The 14,115-nt window shown below is 68.7% G+C and carries 13 protein-coding genes and 1 tRNA gene; 6 read left to right on the top strand and 8 right to left on the bottom strand.

Features of this window, described 5'->3' with window-relative positions:
• The first annotated feature begins 26 nt into the window (after positions 1-26).
• The 3 genes from ABZY44_RS25345 to ABZY44_RS25355 are packed head-to-tail and all read left to right on the top strand — an operon-like array spanning position 27 to position 3,457.
• Positions 27-1,829, top strand: a complete 1,803-nt coding sequence (locus ABZY44_RS25345) for a branched-chain amino acid ABC transporter permease (protein ID WP_356657623.1) — start codon at positions 27-29, stop codon at positions 1,827-1,829.
• Positions 1,830-1,832: 3 nt separating this feature from the next.
• Entirely contained in the window at positions 1,833-2,744 is a 912-nt protein-coding gene (locus ABZY44_RS25350; protein ID WP_356657563.1) for an ABC transporter ATP-binding protein, read from the top strand.
• Positions 2,741-3,457 carry an ABC transporter ATP-binding protein gene (locus tag ABZY44_RS25355; RefSeq protein WP_356657565.1) on the top strand — a complete coding sequence of 239 codons (717 nt, stop codon included), beginning with the start codon at positions 2,741-2,743 and terminating at the stop codon, positions 3,455-3,457. Before ABZY44_RS25350 ends, ABZY44_RS25355 begins: the two co-directional genes overlap by 4 nt.
• Positions 3,458-3,538: 81 nt before the next feature.
• On the opposite strand, the gene ABZY44_RS25360 is transcribed toward ABZY44_RS25355, so the two are convergent.
• Positions 3,539-4,195, bottom strand: coding sequence for a response regulator (locus ABZY44_RS25360; protein ID WP_112449761.1), 657 nt, complete (start codon positions 4,193-4,195; stop codon positions 3,539-3,541).
• Positions 4,196-4,295: 100 nt separating this feature from the next.
• Between ABZY44_RS25360 and ABZY44_RS25365 the strand changes: the two genes are divergently transcribed.
• Together ABZY44_RS25365 and ABZY44_RS25370 are read left to right on the top strand one after the other, a co-directional pair.
• A tRNA-Leu gene (locus ABZY44_RS25365) sits at positions 4,296-4,368 on the top strand.
• A gap of 110 nt (positions 4,369-4,478) precedes the next feature.
• Positions 4,479-5,243, top strand: a complete 765-nt coding sequence (locus tag ABZY44_RS25370; RefSeq protein WP_356657567.1) for a helix-turn-helix domain-containing protein — start codon at positions 4,479-4,481, stop codon at positions 5,241-5,243.
• A 13-nt stretch (positions 5,244-5,256) separates the two neighbouring features.
• Here the strand turns inward: ABZY44_RS25370 and ABZY44_RS25375 are convergent, their stop codons facing one another.
• The 5 genes from ABZY44_RS25375 to ABZY44_RS25395 all read right to left on the bottom strand — a co-directional run bounded on the left by ABZY44_RS25375 (position 5,257) and on the right by ABZY44_RS25395 (position 9,178).
• Positions 5,257-5,625 (bottom strand): DUF1801 domain-containing protein, encoded by a 369-nt coding sequence (locus tag ABZY44_RS25375; protein WP_356657569.1) that lies wholly within the window; start codon positions 5,623-5,625, stop codon positions 5,257-5,259.
• Between the two features lie 10 nt (positions 5,626-5,635).
• Positions 5,636-6,259 carry a TetR/AcrR family transcriptional regulator gene (locus ABZY44_RS25380; protein WP_356657571.1) on the bottom strand — a complete coding sequence of 208 codons (624 nt, stop codon included), beginning with the start codon at positions 6,257-6,259 and terminating at the stop codon, positions 5,636-5,638.
• A gap of 255 nt (positions 6,260-6,514) precedes the next feature.
• Positions 6,515-6,841 carry a hypothetical protein gene (locus ABZY44_RS25385; RefSeq protein WP_356657573.1) on the bottom strand — a complete coding sequence of 109 codons (327 nt, stop codon included), beginning with the start codon at positions 6,839-6,841 and terminating at the stop codon, positions 6,515-6,517.
• Between the two features lie 50 nt (positions 6,842-6,891).
• Positions 6,892-8,319 (bottom strand): pyruvate kinase, encoded by a 1,428-nt coding sequence (gene pyk, locus ABZY44_RS25390; protein WP_356657575.1) that lies wholly within the window; start codon positions 8,317-8,319, stop codon positions 6,892-6,894.
• A 157-nt stretch (positions 8,320-8,476) separates the two neighbouring features.
• Entirely contained in the window at positions 8,477-9,178 is a 702-nt protein-coding gene (locus tag ABZY44_RS25395) for an SIMPL domain-containing protein (RefSeq protein ID WP_356657577.1), read from the bottom strand.
• A gap of 139 nt (positions 9,179-9,317) precedes the next feature.
• On the opposite strand from ABZY44_RS25395, the gene ABZY44_RS25400 reads away from it, so the two are divergent.
• Positions 9,318-11,129 carry a 5'-nucleotidase C-terminal domain-containing protein gene (locus tag ABZY44_RS25400; RefSeq protein WP_356657579.1) on the top strand — a complete coding sequence of 604 codons (1,812 nt, stop codon included), beginning with the start codon at positions 9,318-9,320 and terminating at the stop codon, positions 11,127-11,129.
• 10 nt (positions 11,130-11,139) lie between these two features.
• Here the strand turns inward: ABZY44_RS25400 and ABZY44_RS25405 are convergent, their stop codons facing one another.
• The gene (locus ABZY44_RS25405) at positions 11,140-12,549 is read right to left on the bottom strand and encodes a SidA/IucD/PvdA family monooxygenase (RefSeq protein ID WP_356657581.1); all 1,410 of its coding nucleotides are present in this window, start codon (positions 12,547-12,549) and stop codon (positions 11,140-11,142) included.
• Entirely contained in the window at positions 12,546-13,943 is a 1,398-nt protein-coding gene (locus tag ABZY44_RS25410; RefSeq protein ID WP_356657583.1) for an aminotransferase class V-fold PLP-dependent enzyme, read from the bottom strand. The genes ABZY44_RS25405 and ABZY44_RS25410 overlap by 4 nt, the downstream gene beginning before the upstream one ends.
• Positions 13,944-14,115: the final 172 nt, after the last annotated feature.

Here is a 14,115-nt window from a genome sequence, read left to right on the forward strand (position 1 = left end):
CGACCACCACCACGGACACCACGACCATGAACGCAGCGCCCAAGCCCAAGGGCTTCATCCCCCTCCCCGAGAAGACGGCCCGCGCGCTCGCCGTCGCCGGAGGCGCCCTCACCGTCGCCTCCTGCTTCCTCTCCTGGACCTGGACCGCCAGGTTCCCCGGCGACCTCACCGTCACCGGATACCCCGGCGGCCTCCAGTGGCTCGTCCTCGTCGGCGGCGCCCTCACCGTCCTCTTCGGCCTCTCCTCCTACGGGGTCAAGGGCCTCCAGTGGCTCACCCCCGCCGGAGCCGACGCGGCGATCAAGCTCTCCGCCCTCGCCGCCTTCGTCACCGCCTGGTACACGATCTTCGCGATCATCAACACCCTCGGGGCCATCGCCGACCTCGAACCCGGCGGATACGTCGTCGCCGCCGTCACCCTGCTCGCCCTCATCGGCGCCCTCGCGCTCCCCTTCGAACGCCCGACCCTCGAAGCGGCCGACCCCGACGACAACGGCTGGGAACAGTTCAAGCACGACGCCCGCAACAAGGTCACCACCGCGAAGGCCGCCTTCGTCTCCGGCCCGGCCAAGCCCGCCCGCGCCCTCCCCGCCTGGGCCGAGATCCTCATGATCACCGGCATCCTCGCGCTCGGCCTCGCCGTCTTCACCTACGGCATCACCACGCCGTACCAGGAACTCTTCATCGGCTTCCTGATCACCGCCGGCTTCGGCTTCTCCGCCGTCAACAAAGCCGGCCTCATGGCACGCGTCACCACACTCACCGCCCGCCACCGCAACGTCGCCCTCATCGGCGCCTTCGCAGCGGCAGCCGCGTTCCCCTTCACCCAGACCGACGACCAGTACGCGACCCTCGGCGTCAACATCCTCATCTTCGCCACCGTCGCACTCGGCCTGAACATCGTCGTCGGCCTCACCGGCCTCCTCGACCTCGGCTACGTCGCCTTCCTCGGCGTCGGCGCCTACACCGCGGCCCTGGTCTCCGGCTCCCCCAACTCGCCCTTCGGCGTGCACCTCCCCTTCTGGGCCGCACTCCTCATCGGCGCAGCGGCCTCCATGGTCTTCGGCGTCCTCATCGGCGCCCCCACCCTGCGCCTGCGCGGCGACTACCTCGCCATCGTCACGCTCGGCTTCGGTGAGATCTTCCGCATCTCCATGAACAACCTCGACGGCGTCTCCGGCCCCGACATCACCAACGGGCCCAACGGCATCGCCAACATCCCCAACGTCGACCTCTTCGGATTCGACTTCGGAGCGACCCACACCATCGCCGGATTCGCCATCGGCCGCTTCGCCAACTACTTCTTCCTGATGCTCCTGATCACCTTCATCGTGGTCATGGTCTTCCGCCGCAGCGCGGAATCCCGCATCGGCCGCGCCTGGGTCGCCATCCGCGAAGACGAGACCGCCGCAGAAGCCATGGGCATCAACGGCTTCCGCGTCAAGCTCATCGCCTTCGCACTCGGTGCCACCCTCGCCGGACTCGCAGGCGCCGTACAGGCCCACGTGAACTACACGGTCACCCCGGACCAGTACGTCTTCGCCAACGCCGTACCCCCGAACTCCGCCTTCCTCCTCGCCGCCGTCGTCCTCGGCGGCATGGGAACCATCTCCGGCCCCCTGGTCGGCGGATCGCTGCTCTTCCTGCTCCCCAACAAGCTCCAGTTCCTGGGCGAGTACCAGCTCCTCACCTTCGGCATCGCCCTCATCATCCTGATGCGCCTGCGCCCCGAAGGCCTCATCCCCAACAAGCGCAACCAGCTCGAACTCCACAAGGACATGGAAGCGCCCACGGTCCTCCCCACGGTCCTCGGCAAGGCAGGGGTCTGACCCATGACGACCACCACCCCCGAAACCCCCGCCACCACGGCGGAGACCGTCCTCGACGCACGCGGCGTCACGATGCGCTTCGGCGGCCTCACCGCCGTCAAGAACGTCGACCTCACCGTGCGCAGCGGCGAGATCGTCGGCCTCATCGGCCCCAACGGCGCCGGCAAGACCACCTTCTTCAACTGCCTCACCGGCCTCTACATCCCCACCGAGGGTGAAGTCCGGTACAAGGGCACGGTCCTGCCCCCCAAGTCCTTCAAGGTCACCGCGGCCGGCATCGCCCGCACCTTCCAGAACATCCGTCTCTTCAACAACATGACGGTCTTGGAAAACGTCCTCGTCGGACGCCACACCCGCACCAAGCAAGGCCTCTGGGCCTCGCTCCTGCGCCTCCCCAGCTTCGGCCGGGAAGAAGCCGCGAGCCGCGAGAAGGCCATGGAACTCCTCGAGTTCATCGGCCTCGCCGACAAGGCCGAACACCTCGCCCGCAACCTCCCCTACGGTGACCAGCGCAAGCTCGAGATCGCCCGCGCCCTCGCCAGCGACCCCGGCCTCATCCTCCTGGACGAGCCCACCGCCGGCATGAACCCGCAGGAGACCCGGACCACCGAAGAACTCATCTTCGCCATCCGGGACCAGGGCATCGCCGTCCTCGTCATCGAGCACGACATGCGCTTCATCTTCAACCTCTGCGACCGCGTCGCCTGCCTCGTCCAGGGCGAAAAGCTCATCGAGGGCACCGCCGCCGAGGTCCAGGGCGACGAACGCGTCATCGCCGCCTACCTCGGCGAACCCTTCGAAGGCGCCCCCGGCGCCGAGGAGGCCGCAGAGGTCGAAGCAGCCGAAGCGCACAGCGAGGCGACGCACGGCGAGGCGACGCACAGCACGACGAGCACGGACGGAGAAGACCGGTGACCGCACTCCTCGAGGTCGAGGACCTCCGCGTCGCCTACGGCAAGATCGAAGCCGTCAAGGGCATCTCGTTCAGCGTCGACGCCGGCCAGATCGTCACGCTCATCGGCACCAACGGCGCCGGCAAGACGACCACCCTGCGCACCCTGTCCGGCCTGATCAAGCCGCGCGGCGGACAGATCAAGTTCCAGGGCAAGTCGCTCAAGAAGATCCCCGCGCACGACATCGTCGCGCTCGGACTCGCCCACTCCCCCGAGGGGCGGCACATCTTCCCGCGCATGACGATCGAGGACAACCTCCTCCTCGGCGCCTTCCTGCGCAAGGACAAGGACGGCATCCACAAGGACGTCCAGCGCGCCTACGACCTCTTCCCGATCCTGGGCGAGCGTCGCAAGCAGGCCGCGGGCACCCTCTCGGGCGGCGAGCAGCAGATGCTGGCCATGGGCCGCGCGCTCATGTCCCGGCCGAAGCTGCTCATGCTGGACGAGCCCTCGATGGGCCTCTCGCCGATCATGATGCAGAAGATCATGGCGACCATCGCGGAGCTGAAGTCCCAGGGCACGACCATCCTCCTGGTCGAGCAGAACGCCCAGGCCGCGCTGTCCCTGGCCGACCGTGGACACGTGATGGAGATCGGCAAGGTCGTCCTGTCGGGCCCGGGCCGCGAGCTCCTGGTCAACGAGGACGTCCGCAAGGCGTACCTCGGCGAGGACTGAGTCCTTTCCTTCGTACGAGTGAGGCCCGCCTCTGGATCCAGGATCCGGAGGCGGGCCTCACTCGTACGTTCCGAGCAGGTCCTACTCGCCCTTGGCGGCGGCCTTCTTCTCCTCGGCGTCCTCGATGACCGCCTCGGCGACCTGCTGCATGGACATCCGGCGGTCCATCGAGGTCTTCTGGATCCAGCGGAAGGCGGCCGGCTCGGAGAGCCCGTACTGCGTCTGCAGAATGCTCTTCGCCCGGTCCACGAGCTTGCGGGTCTCCAGGCGCAGCGAGAGGTCCGCGACCTCCTTCTCCAGCGCGCGGAGCTCGGCGAAGCGGGACACGGCCATCTCGATGGCCGGCACGACGTCGCTCTTGCTGAAGGGCTTGACCAGGTACGCCATGGCCCCGGCGTCGCGAGCCCGCTCGACGAGGTCGCGCTGCGAGAACGCGGTGAGCATCAGCACGGGGGCGATGGACTCCTCCGCGATCTTCTCGGCGGCGGAGATCCCGTCCAGGACGGGCATCTTCACGTCGAGGATCACCAGGTCGGGGCGGTGCTCACGGGCCAGCTCGATGGCCGTCTGCCCGTCTCCGGCCTCACCGACGACTGCGTAGCCCTCCTCCTCGAGCATCTCCTTGAGGTCGAGACGGATGAGCGCCTCGTCCTCGGCGATGACGACGCGCGTCGTCAGCGGCGGAACGTGCGACTGGTCGGCGTCGGGCGTGGGCGTCGACTCGTGCTCGGCGGTCACGGGGGGCTCCTCGTTGCAAGGCGGTTCAGCTCCCACGAGCCTACCTAGCTCCTGTATGTTTGTGACACGGAGGGTCTTCGGTATCCTTCGTTTCAAAGGGGCCCCGGTAGCCCAGCGGTAGAGGCGATGGATTCAAAACCCATTCAGCGTCGGTTCGAATCCGACTCGGGGCACTTCTCCTTTGTTTTCAAGGTCGCAAACCTGTTGAGCGATCTTCACTCGTCACGGTGAACGAAGCTTCACATAGCGGCCAAACGGGCGAATGGCGACGAAGCTCCCGAGCATGGAGCACAATCCCGCGATACGCGAACAAGCAGTCGTACTGCTGCGCCGAGGCATGCCGAACCGGGCCGTCGCGGAGCATCTCAACGTCCCCCGCGGCACCATCGGCTGGTGGCGGCACGAGGACCGGAAGCGCCGGGGCGAGACCTATGTCCAACCGTCCGACTGCCCCCTCTGCACAGGCCGGGAATTCGACCAGCCTGCCTACGCGTACCTTCTGGGCCTATATCTCGGCGATGGCCACATCATCTCGAAGCCTAAGCAGCACCACCTGTCCATCTTCTGCGACGCCGCCTGGGCGGGCCTTGTCGACGCAGCTGAGGAAGCCATGCACCTCGTCATGCGCTTGCCCAGCGTTCGTCGCCGTCACAGGAACGGGTACGTAGAGGTGAAGTCGTACACGCACCACTGGACCTGCCTGTTCCCCCAGCACGGACCCGGCAAGAAGCACGAGCGGCGGATCGCCCTCGAGGACTGGCAGCAGGAGATCGTCGACGCGCACCCCTGGGAGTTCATCCGGGGGCTGATCCACTCCGACGGGTGCCGGATCACCAACTGGACCGTGCGCAACGGCAAGCGCTACGAGTACCCCCGGTACTTCTTCACCAACAAGTCCGACGACATCCGGAAGCTCTGCACCGACACCCTCGCCAAGGTCGGCGTCCAGTGGACGATCCTCGCTCGGGGCAGCGACCCCTTCAACGTCTCCATCGCCCGAAAGGCGTCCGTCGCGCTCATGGACGCGCACATCGGGCCGAAGTACTAGCGCGGCCCGGGGGTCAGCAGGCCTTGCCCGGGGCGGCCGCTGCCGTGGCGCGCAGCAGGTCTCCGAGGAGCTCGAAGTCGATCTTCTCGGGTCGGCGGAAGCGCAGGCAGCCCTTGCCCATGTCGTGGACGGCCAGTCGGTCGGCGAAGGCGTCGCGGACGTCGGTGCGCAGGAGGTAGAAGGAGATGTACTGCTTCTGGCTCGCGAAGGCGATCTCGCCGGTGCCGTCGCGTTCGTAGGCGGGCATCCCGTAGGCCATCACTTCGGTGTATCCGGGGAGTTCGGTGCGGCAGAGGTCGCGGAGGCGGGTCAGGGGTTGTCTGCGTTCTTCGGGGAGTTCGGCGAGGTAGTCGTCCACGTTCCCGGCCTGGCTTTGGACCATGGTTCCGAGGCTACCTGGGGGCGGGGGTTTCCGGGCGGGTGGTGAGGCCGTTGAGGGCCGTGGCCACGTGGGCTTCGGCGTCGGCGGGGTCCAGGGGGGCGTGGGCGCTGAGGAGGCGGTACCAGAAGGGGCCGAGGACGAGGTCGGCGGCGTGGTCGAGGTCGGTGTCGGCGGGGAGTTCCTCGCGGGTGGCGGCGCGGGCGAGGAGGGTCTTGACGATGTCGCGGCGGGTGGCGGCCCAGGTGCGGAAGGGTTCGGCGGAGGCGGGGTCGAGCTGGGCTTCGGCCATGAGGCCGGTGAGGGCTTTGGCGCGGACGGGGTCGCGGCCGATGCGGTAGAGGTCGGTGACGGCGGCGGTGAGGTCGCCGGCGAGGGTGCCGGTGTCGGGTTCGGGGTCCTGGGTGGCGGTTTCGTGGGCGTAGGCGTCCATGACGAGGGCGGGTTTGGATTTCCACCAGCGGTAGACGGTGCTCTTGGCGACGTGGGCGCGCTTGGCGACGCCTTCGATGGTGAGGGCGCCGTAGCCGTGTTCCAGGAGGAGTGCGGTGGTGGCTTCGAGGACGGAGTGGTGGGCGTCTTCGTTGCGGAGGCGGCCGCCGGTGCGGGGTGGGTTGCCCGAAGGAGTGATTGACACGGCTTCAAGATAAGCCCTACCGTTTTATCGAAACGCTGCGTGGCGTTTCGATTTTGGACCGGACGGGTCGGGGGGCTGAGTCATGAGCGAGATCGCGTTTGCGCACGAGGGCGGGTGCGGGTGCGGGTACGGGAACGGAGTGAGCGGCGGGGAGCACTGGTACTCGTCCACCGGTGAGGAGTTCGCGGCCGAGGGGCATGAGGTGCGGATTCCGAATTTCCCCGAGCCGTTCGCGCCGGAGGCGGATGTGTGGCCTCAGGCGTCGGGGGCGGAGGCGGTGGGGGTGCCGGTGGGCGGGGCCGGGCCGGTGGGCCACGACCGGGGTGGGGCGACGGTGCTCAGAGTGCCGCGGGGGCACGACACCGGGGCCGAGGGGGCGCTCGCGGGGATGGTGCGTGCGGCGTCGGTGCCCGGTGATGTGGGGTGTGGGGCGTTGGCGCCGTTCTTCACCCCGGAGTTCGGGTGGCGGCGGATGCGGGGGACGGCGCGGGGGCTGGGTGCGGGGGCGCGGTGGACCGCGTCGGGCGGGCTCCCGGAGAGGGGTGGGAGCCGGCGGGTGGTGCCCGACGCGGTGCGTCTCATACGTGAGGTGCTGTAGCCGGTGTCGTCACCGGGGGTGCGCTGTCCCTGTCTCAGCGGACGGCGTCGCCGATGTGGTGGACGCGGACCAGGTTGGTGGATCCGGTGACTCCTGGGGGTGAGCCGGCGGTGATGACGACGACGTCGCCGGGTACGCAGCGGCCGATGCGCAGGAGTTGTTCTTCGACTTGGGCGACCATGGCGTCGGTTGAGTCGACGTGGGGGCCGAGGAAGGTTTCGACGCCCCAGGTGAGGTTGAGCTGGGAGCGGGTGGCGGGGTCGGGGGTGAAGGCGAGGAGGGGGATGGGTGAGCGGTAGCGGGAGAGCCGGCGGACGGTGTCTCCGCTCTGGGTGAAGGCGACGAGGAATTTGGCGCCGAGGAAGTCGCCCATTTCGGCGGCTGCGCGGGCGACTGCTCCGCCTTGGGTGCGGGGCTTGTTGCGGTCGGTGAGTGGGGGGAGGCCTTTGGCGAGGATGTCTTCTTCGGCGGCTTCGATGATGCGGGCCATGGTGAGGACGGTTTCGACGGGGTATTTGCCGACGCTGGTTTCGCCGGAGAGCATGACGGCGTCGGTTCCGTCGATGACGGCGTTGGCGACGTCGGAGGCTTCGGCGCGGGTGGGTCGGGAGTTGTCGATCATCGAGTCGAGCATTTGGGTGGCGACGATGACGGGCTTGGCGTTGCGCTTGGCGAGTTTGACGGCTCGCTTCTGGACGATGGGGACTTGTTCGAGGGGCATTTCGACGCCGAGGTCTCCGCGGGCGACCATGATGCCGTCGAAGGCGGCGACGATGTCGTCGATGTTTTCGACCGCTTGGGGCTTTTCGACCTTGGCGATGACGGGGAGGCGCCGGTCTTCTTCGTCCATGATGCGGTGGACGTCTTCGATGTCGTGTCCGCTGCGGACGAAGGAGAGGGCGATGACGTCGGCGCCGATGCGCAGGGCCCAGCGGAGGCCTTCGATGTCTTTTTCGGAGAGGGCGGGTACGGAGACTGCGACGCCGGGGAGGTTGAGTCCCTTGTGGTCGGAGATCATGCCGCCTTCGATGACGCGGGTGCGGACGTGGGGTCCGTCGACTGCGGTGACTTCGAGGGTGACGCGGCCGTCGTCCACGAGGATGCGTTCGCCGGTGGTGACGTCTTCGGCGAGGCCTTTGTAGGTGGTGCCGCAGGTGTGGCGGTCGCCTTCGTGGTCTTCGACGGTGATGGTGAATTCGTCGCCGCGTTCAAGGAGTACGGGGCCTTCGCGGAAGCGGCCCAGGCGGATCTTCGGGCCTTGAAGGTCTGCGAGGACGCCGACGCTGCGGCCGGTTTCGTCGGAGGCTTTGCGGACGTGCCGGTAGCGCTCTTCGTGTTCGGCGTAGGTGCCGTGGCTGAGGTTGAAGCGGGCGATGTCCATTCCGGCTTCGACCAGGGCTTTGATCTGGTCGTATGAGTCGGTGGCGGGGCCCAGGGTACATACGATTTTCGCTCGGCGCATGGGGCGAGCGTATGCCCCTACCAGGGAGTAGGAAATTGGTTCCGGGTGTCCACTCAACAACCTTTGAGCAAAAGGTTGTTGACAATTGTTGAATGTGCATGGGGGTGCTCTGATGAGCACCCCCGGGGCGCAGGTTTTCAGTTCGGGGGGTGGGGTTTCACAGCCGGGGAGGGGTCATGGTGAAGCGCGCGTTGACCTGTGCGTAGACGGTCTGGCGCTGGGGTTCGAGGTCGAGTGCGGGTGCCGCTTCCTCGGTTGCGCTGAAGGCCATGGTGCGCATGCCGCCGCCGGCGCCGGAGGGGAAGGGGGCGGGGGTGTTCTCGGCGCCGAGGTCGGCGAGTTCGACGAGGGCGGCGAGGGTGGAGCCGAGGGCGGCGGCGTATTCGCGGGCGCGTTGGACGGCTTCGAGTACGGCTTGCCGGCGGGCTTCGCCGTGGGCGGGTGAGGTGGGGCGCAGGGCCCACCAGGGTCCGTCGACCTGGGTGAGTTCGAGGTCGGCGAGGCGGGTGGTGAGTTCGCCGAGGGTGGTGAAGTCGTTGAGTTCGGCGGTGAGGTGGACGCGTCCGTGGTAGGCGCGGATGCGTTCGGCGCGGCCGTGGCGGGTGAGTTCGGGGGTGATGGAGAAGGCGCCGGTTTCGAGGTTTTCGACGGGGTCGCCGTAGCTTTTGACGAGGTCGAGGACGGCGTTGTTGCGGCGGGTGAGGTCTTCGAGGGCGGTGCGCCGGTCGGTGCCGCGGGCGCTGACGGTGATGCCGATGCGGGCGATCTCGGGGTCGACTTCGAGGCGGGCTTCGCCGCGGACTGCGACGCGGGGGACTTCGGGGGTTCCGTAGGGCTGGTGCGATGCGTCCTGGGTCATGGTTTCAGGGTCGCACTGCGACTGGTCCGGGTGTGGTCATCGGATCGAAACCTGTGAGGGGTGTTGCGGGCTGTTACTGCTGGGTCAGAATCTACGCGCGTTGCCCACCTTTAAGTACTGCCTCACAAGGGGAGATGGCATGGCGTTCGACCGTAGGACTTTTCTGGGCACTTCGGCTGCTACCGGTGCGGCCGTGGTGTTGACGGGGGCCACGAGCTCTCCGGCCGCGGCGGCTGACGGGGCGGCCGGTGCCGTTTCGGCCGCGGGGCCCAAGACGTACGCGTTCACGGTGATGGGGACGACCGATCTGCACGGGAACGTCTTCAACTGGGACTACTTCACGGACAAGGAGTTCGACGACAAGGCGCACAACGATGTGGGTCTGGCGAAGATCTCCACGCTGGTGGAGCAGGTGCGGGCGGAGAAGGGGCGTTGCAACACGCTGCTGATCGATGCGGGTGACACGATTCAGGGCACGCAGTTGTCGTACTACTACGCGAAGGTGGATCCGATCACCGCGCGGCGTGGTCCGGTGCATCCGATGGCGCAGGCGATGAACGCGATCGGCTATGACGCGGCGGCGCTGGGGAACCACGAGTTCAATTACGGCATTCCGGTGCTGCGGAAGTTCGAGGAGCAGTGTGACTTCCCGCTGCTCGGGGCGAATGCGCTGGACGCGAAGACGTTGCGGCCGGCGTTCCCTCCGTACAGCATGCACCGGTTGCGTACGCCGCACGGGCGGGACGTGAAGGTGGCGGTTCTGGGTCTGACGAATCCGGGGATCGCGATCTGGGACAAGGCGAACGTGCAGGGGAAGATGACGTTCCCGGGTCTGGAGGAGCAGGCGGCGAAGTACGTGCCGCGGCTGCGGTCGCTGGGTGCGGACGTGGTGATCGTGTCGGCGCATTCGGGGTCGAGCGGTACGTCGTCCTACGGTGACCAGTTGCCGTACGTCGAGAACGCGGCGGGTCTGGTGGCGGAGCAGGTGCCGGGGATCGACGCGATCCTGGTGGGCCACGCGCACACGGAGATCCCGGAGTACCGGGTGAAGAACAAGGCGACCGGCAAGGACGTGGTGCTGTCGGAGCCGTTGAAGTGGGGGCAGCGGCTGACGTTGTTCGACTTCGAGCTGACGTGGGCGAAGGGCTGCTGGTCGGTGGCGAAGGTGTCGGCCCGGGTGCTGAACTCGAATGCGGCGGTGGAGGACCCGAAGATCGTGCGGCTGCTGTCGGACGAGCACCGCAAGGTCGTGGCGTACGTCAACCAGGTGATCGGTACGTCCACGCAGGCGATGTCTTCGGCGGAGGGTCCGTTCAAGGACGTGGCGATCATCGATCTGATCAGCCATGTGCAGGCGGAGACGGTGAAGGCGGCGCTGGCGGGTACGGAGTGGGCGGCGCTGCCGGTGCTGTCGCAGGCGTCGTGCTTCTCGCGGACGGCGTCGATTCCGGCCGGGCAGGTGACGATCAAGGATGCGGCGGGTCTGTATCCGTTCGAGAACACGCTGGAGGCGCGGCTGATGACGGGTGCGCAGATGAAGGCGTATCTGGAGTACTCGGCGAGGTACTACGCGCTGACGGCGCCGGACGCGGTGGTGGATCCGGCGAAGCTGACGAACGCGGAGGCGACGCCGGACTACAACTACGACGCCGTGTACGGGCTGGCGTACGACATCGATGTGTCGCAGCCGGTGGGTTCGCGGATCACGGGGCTGTCGTTCCAGGGCAAGCCGGTGGATCCGGCGGCGCAGTTCGTGCTGGCGGTCAACAACTACCGGGCGTCCGGTGGCGGGAACTTCCCGCACGTGCCTCAGGCCAGGCAGTTGTGGGCGAATTCGGAGGAGATCCGCAACACGATCATCCAGTGGGTGAAGGCGAAGGGGACGGTGGACCCGGCGCAGTTCGCGTCGGTGGACTGGCGGCTGACCCGGGCCGGGGTGCCCGTCTTCTAAACGTTTCTTCTTATGGGTGCTCGACCAGTGGGAGCAGTTCGCCCGCGGGCTGCGGGCGGGTGTGCTCCCGCTGTTCGAGGCCGAAGGTGGTGAAGGCGGTGCGGGCGGGCTGGGGGTAGGGCTCCTTGCCCGTCAGGGTGTTCAGGATGGCGGCGCTGCGCCAGGCGGCGAGGCCGAGGTCGGGGGCTCCGACGCCGTGGGTGTGGCGTTCGCCGTTCTGGACGAAGATGCTGCCGGTGACGGTGGGGTCGAGGTGCATCCGGTGGCGGTCGTCGATGCGGGGGCGGCCGGAGGAGTCTTTGCGCAGGTAGGGGTCGAGGCCTGCGAGGAGGCGGGTGAGGGGTCGTTCCTTGTAGCCGGTGGCGAGGACGACGGCGTCGGTGGTGAGGCGCGAGCGGGTGTCCTGGTCGGTGTGTTCGAGGTGGAGTTCGACCTTGGTGGTGGCGACGCGGCCGGCGGTGCGGACGCTGACTCCGGGGGTGAGGACGGCGTCGGGCCAGCCTCCGTCGAGGGTGCGGCGGTACAGCTCGTCGTGGATGGCGGCGATGGTGTCGGCGTCGATGCCCTTGTGGAGTTGCCATTGGGCGGGGACGAGGCGGTCGCGGACCGGTTCGGGCAGGGCGTGGAAGTAGCGGGTGTAGTCGGGGGTGAAGTGCTCCAGGCCGAGCTTGGAGTACTCCATGGGGGCGAAGGAGGGGGTGCGGGCGAGCCAGGTGAGGCGTTCGCGGCCGGCGGGGCGGGAGCGGAGCAGGTCGAGGAAGACCTCGGCTCCGGACTGGCCCGATCCGATGACGGTGACGTGGTCGGCGCCGAGGATGCGCTGCCGGTTGTCGAGGTAGGCGGAGGAGTGGATCACCGGGACGGTGGGGGCGTCGGCGAGGGGGCGCAGGGGTTCGGGGACGTAGGGGGCGGTTCCGATGCCGAGGGCGAGGTTGCGGGTGTAGGTGCGGCCGAGGGCTTCGGCTTCTCCGCCGGCGTCGAGTTGGGTGAAGTCGACTTCGAAGAGGTCGCGTTCGGGGTTCCAGCGGACGGCGTCGACCTGGTGGCCGAAGTGGAGTCCGGGGAGGCGGCCGGCGACCCAGCGGCAGTAGGCGTCGTATTCGGCGCGCTGGATGTGGAAGCGCTCGGCGAAGTAGAAGGGGAAGAGCCGTTCCTTGTGCTTGAGGTAGTTGAGGAAGGACCAGGGGCTGGCGGGGTCGGCGAGGGTGACGAGGTCGGCTAGGAAGGGGACTTGGAGGGTGGCTCCGTCGATGAGGAGTCCGGGGTGCCAGCGGAAGTCGCGGCGCTGGTCGTAGAAGGCGGTGGCGAGCTCTCCGGCGCCTTGGTGGGGCAGGCCGTGGGCGAGGGCCGCGAGGGAGAGGTTGCAGGGTCCGATGCCGATTCCGACGAGGTCGTGGGGTGCATCGAGCTGGGCGGTCATCGGTGGGTGCTGCCTTCCAGGAGGTGGACGAGGGTGTCCAGGTCACCGGCGGTGGTGTGGGGGTTGAGCAGGGTGGCTTTGAGCCACAGGCGGCCGTCGGCGGTGGCGCGGCCGAGTACGGCGGTGCCGTCGAGGAGGAGGGTGCGGCGCAGCGCGGCGAGGGTGGTGTCGTCGGCGTGGGTGGGCCGGAACAGGACGGTGCTGATGGTGGGCGCCGCGTGGAGTTCGAAGGCGGGGTGGGCTTCGAGGAGTCGGGCGAGGCGGTCGGCGAGGGCGCAGGTGCGGTCGATGAGGTGGGTGAGTCCGTCTCGGCCGAGGGAGCGCAGGGTCGCCGCGATCTTGAAGGCGTCGGCGCGGCGGGTGGTGCGCAGGGAGCGGCCGAGGAGGTCGGGGAGGCCGGCCTGGGTGTCGTCTTCGGCGTTGAGGTAGTCGGCCTGGTGGGCGAGGGGTGCCAGGAGGGTGGTGTCGGGGACGGTGAGGAGTCCGGCGGCGACGGGTTGCCAGCCGAGTTTGTGCAGGTCGAGGGTGATCGACCGGGCACGGTTGAGGCCGGCGAGTTTGTGGCGGTGGCGGGGGCTGAGGGCGAGGAGGCCGCCGTACGCGGCGTCGATGTGGAGGTCGGCGCGGTGTTGGTCGCAGAGGTCGGCGAGGGCGTCGAGGGGGTCGATGAGTCCGGCGTCGGTGGTGCCGGCGGTGGCGGTGACGAGGACGGGGCCGGTGGTGTCGGCGAGGGCTTGGGCGAGGGTGGCGGGGGTGAGGGTGCCGTGGGGGGTGGGGAGGGCGCGGGCGGGGGGCAGGCCGAGGAGCCAGGCGGCGCGGGGTACGGAGTGGTGGGCGTTGGCGCCGTGCAGGACGGTGAGGTGGGGGCCGTGTCGTTCGCGGGCGAGGAGGAGGGCGAGTTGGTTGGCTTCGGTGCCGCCGGTGGTGAGGACGGCGTCGGGGTGGGGGGTGGCGTAGAACTCGGCGGCGAGGGTGCGGGTGAGGAGCGTTTCGACGGCGGAGGCGGCGGGGGCCTGGTCCCAGGAGTCGAGGGAGGGGTTGAGGGCGCTGGCGGCGAGGTCGGCTGCGGCCGCGACGGCGAGGGGCGGGCAGTGCAGGTGGGCGGCGCAGAGGGGGTGGGCGGGGTCGGCGGCGCCTTCGGCGAGGGTGTGGACGAGGGTCCGTAGTGCTTCGTGGTCGCCGTGTCCGTGGTCGGGGAGGAGGTCGCCGAGTGCGGTTTCGACGCGGGCGGTGACGGTGTGGGGTCCGCCGGCGGGGAGGGGGCCGCCGCGGGCCCGGGTTCCGGTGCGCAGGGCGTCGAGGACGGTGTCGAGGAGGGGGCGCAGGGCGTCGGGGCCGTGGGCGCCGCCGGCGAGCGGGGCTGTGCCTCTGCCTGTGCCGGGGGGCGCTGTCATGCGGTGGGGTCCTCACGGGAACGGGTCGGCGGCGGGTGTTTCCCTGGCTGACGGGGTGGGGCACCCGGGCGGTACAACGATCAGACCGGTATGGGGTAACCGCCGGGGTTTGTCGTGGGGTGGTTTCAAGCCGGTCCGCTTGTTGCTGTTCGGGCGGGCGGTGGACCCGGCT

The sequence above is a fragment of the Streptomyces sp. NPDC006544 genome (genome assembly GCF_040611715.1).
In the GTDB taxonomy this organism is placed as follows: domain Bacteria; phylum Actinomycetota; class Actinomycetes; order Streptomycetales; family Streptomycetaceae; genus Streptomyces.

Coding starts and splice junctions, on each gene's coding strand:
- ABZY44_RS25345 (WP_356657623.1), top strand. CDS start 27: ATGAACGCAGCGCCCAAGCCCAAGGGCTTCATCCCCCTCCCCGAGAAG.
- ABZY44_RS25350 (WP_356657563.1), top strand. CDS start 1,833: ATGACGACCACCACCCCCGAAACCCCCGCCACCACGGCGGAGACCGTC.
- ABZY44_RS25370 (WP_356657567.1), top strand. CDS start 4,479: ATGGAGCACAATCCCGCGATACGCGAACAAGCAGTCGTACTGCTGCGC.
- ABZY44_RS25375 (WP_356657569.1), bottom strand. CDS start 5,625: ATGGTCCAAAGCCAGGCCGGGAACGTGGACGACTACCTCGCCGAACTC.
- ABZY44_RS25385 (WP_356657573.1), bottom strand. CDS start 6,841: ATGAGACGCACCGCGTCGGGCACCACCCGCCGGCTCCCACCCCTCTCC.
- pyk (WP_356657575.1), bottom strand. CDS start 8,319: ATGCGCCGAGCGAAAATCGTATGTACCCTGGGCCCCGCCACCGACTCA.
- ABZY44_RS25395 (WP_356657577.1), bottom strand. CDS start 9,178: ATGACCCAGGACGCATCGCACCAGCCCTACGGAACCCCCGAAGTCCCC.
- ABZY44_RS25400 (WP_356657579.1), top strand. CDS start 9,318: ATGGCGTTCGACCGTAGGACTTTTCTGGGCACTTCGGCTGCTACCGGT.
- ABZY44_RS25405 (WP_356657581.1), bottom strand. CDS start 12,549: ATGACCGCCCAGCTCGATGCACCCCACGACCTCGTCGGAATCGGCATC.
- ABZY44_RS25410 (WP_356657583.1), bottom strand. CDS start 13,943: ATGACAGCGCCCCCCGGCACAGGCAGAGGCACAGCCCCGCTCGCCGGC.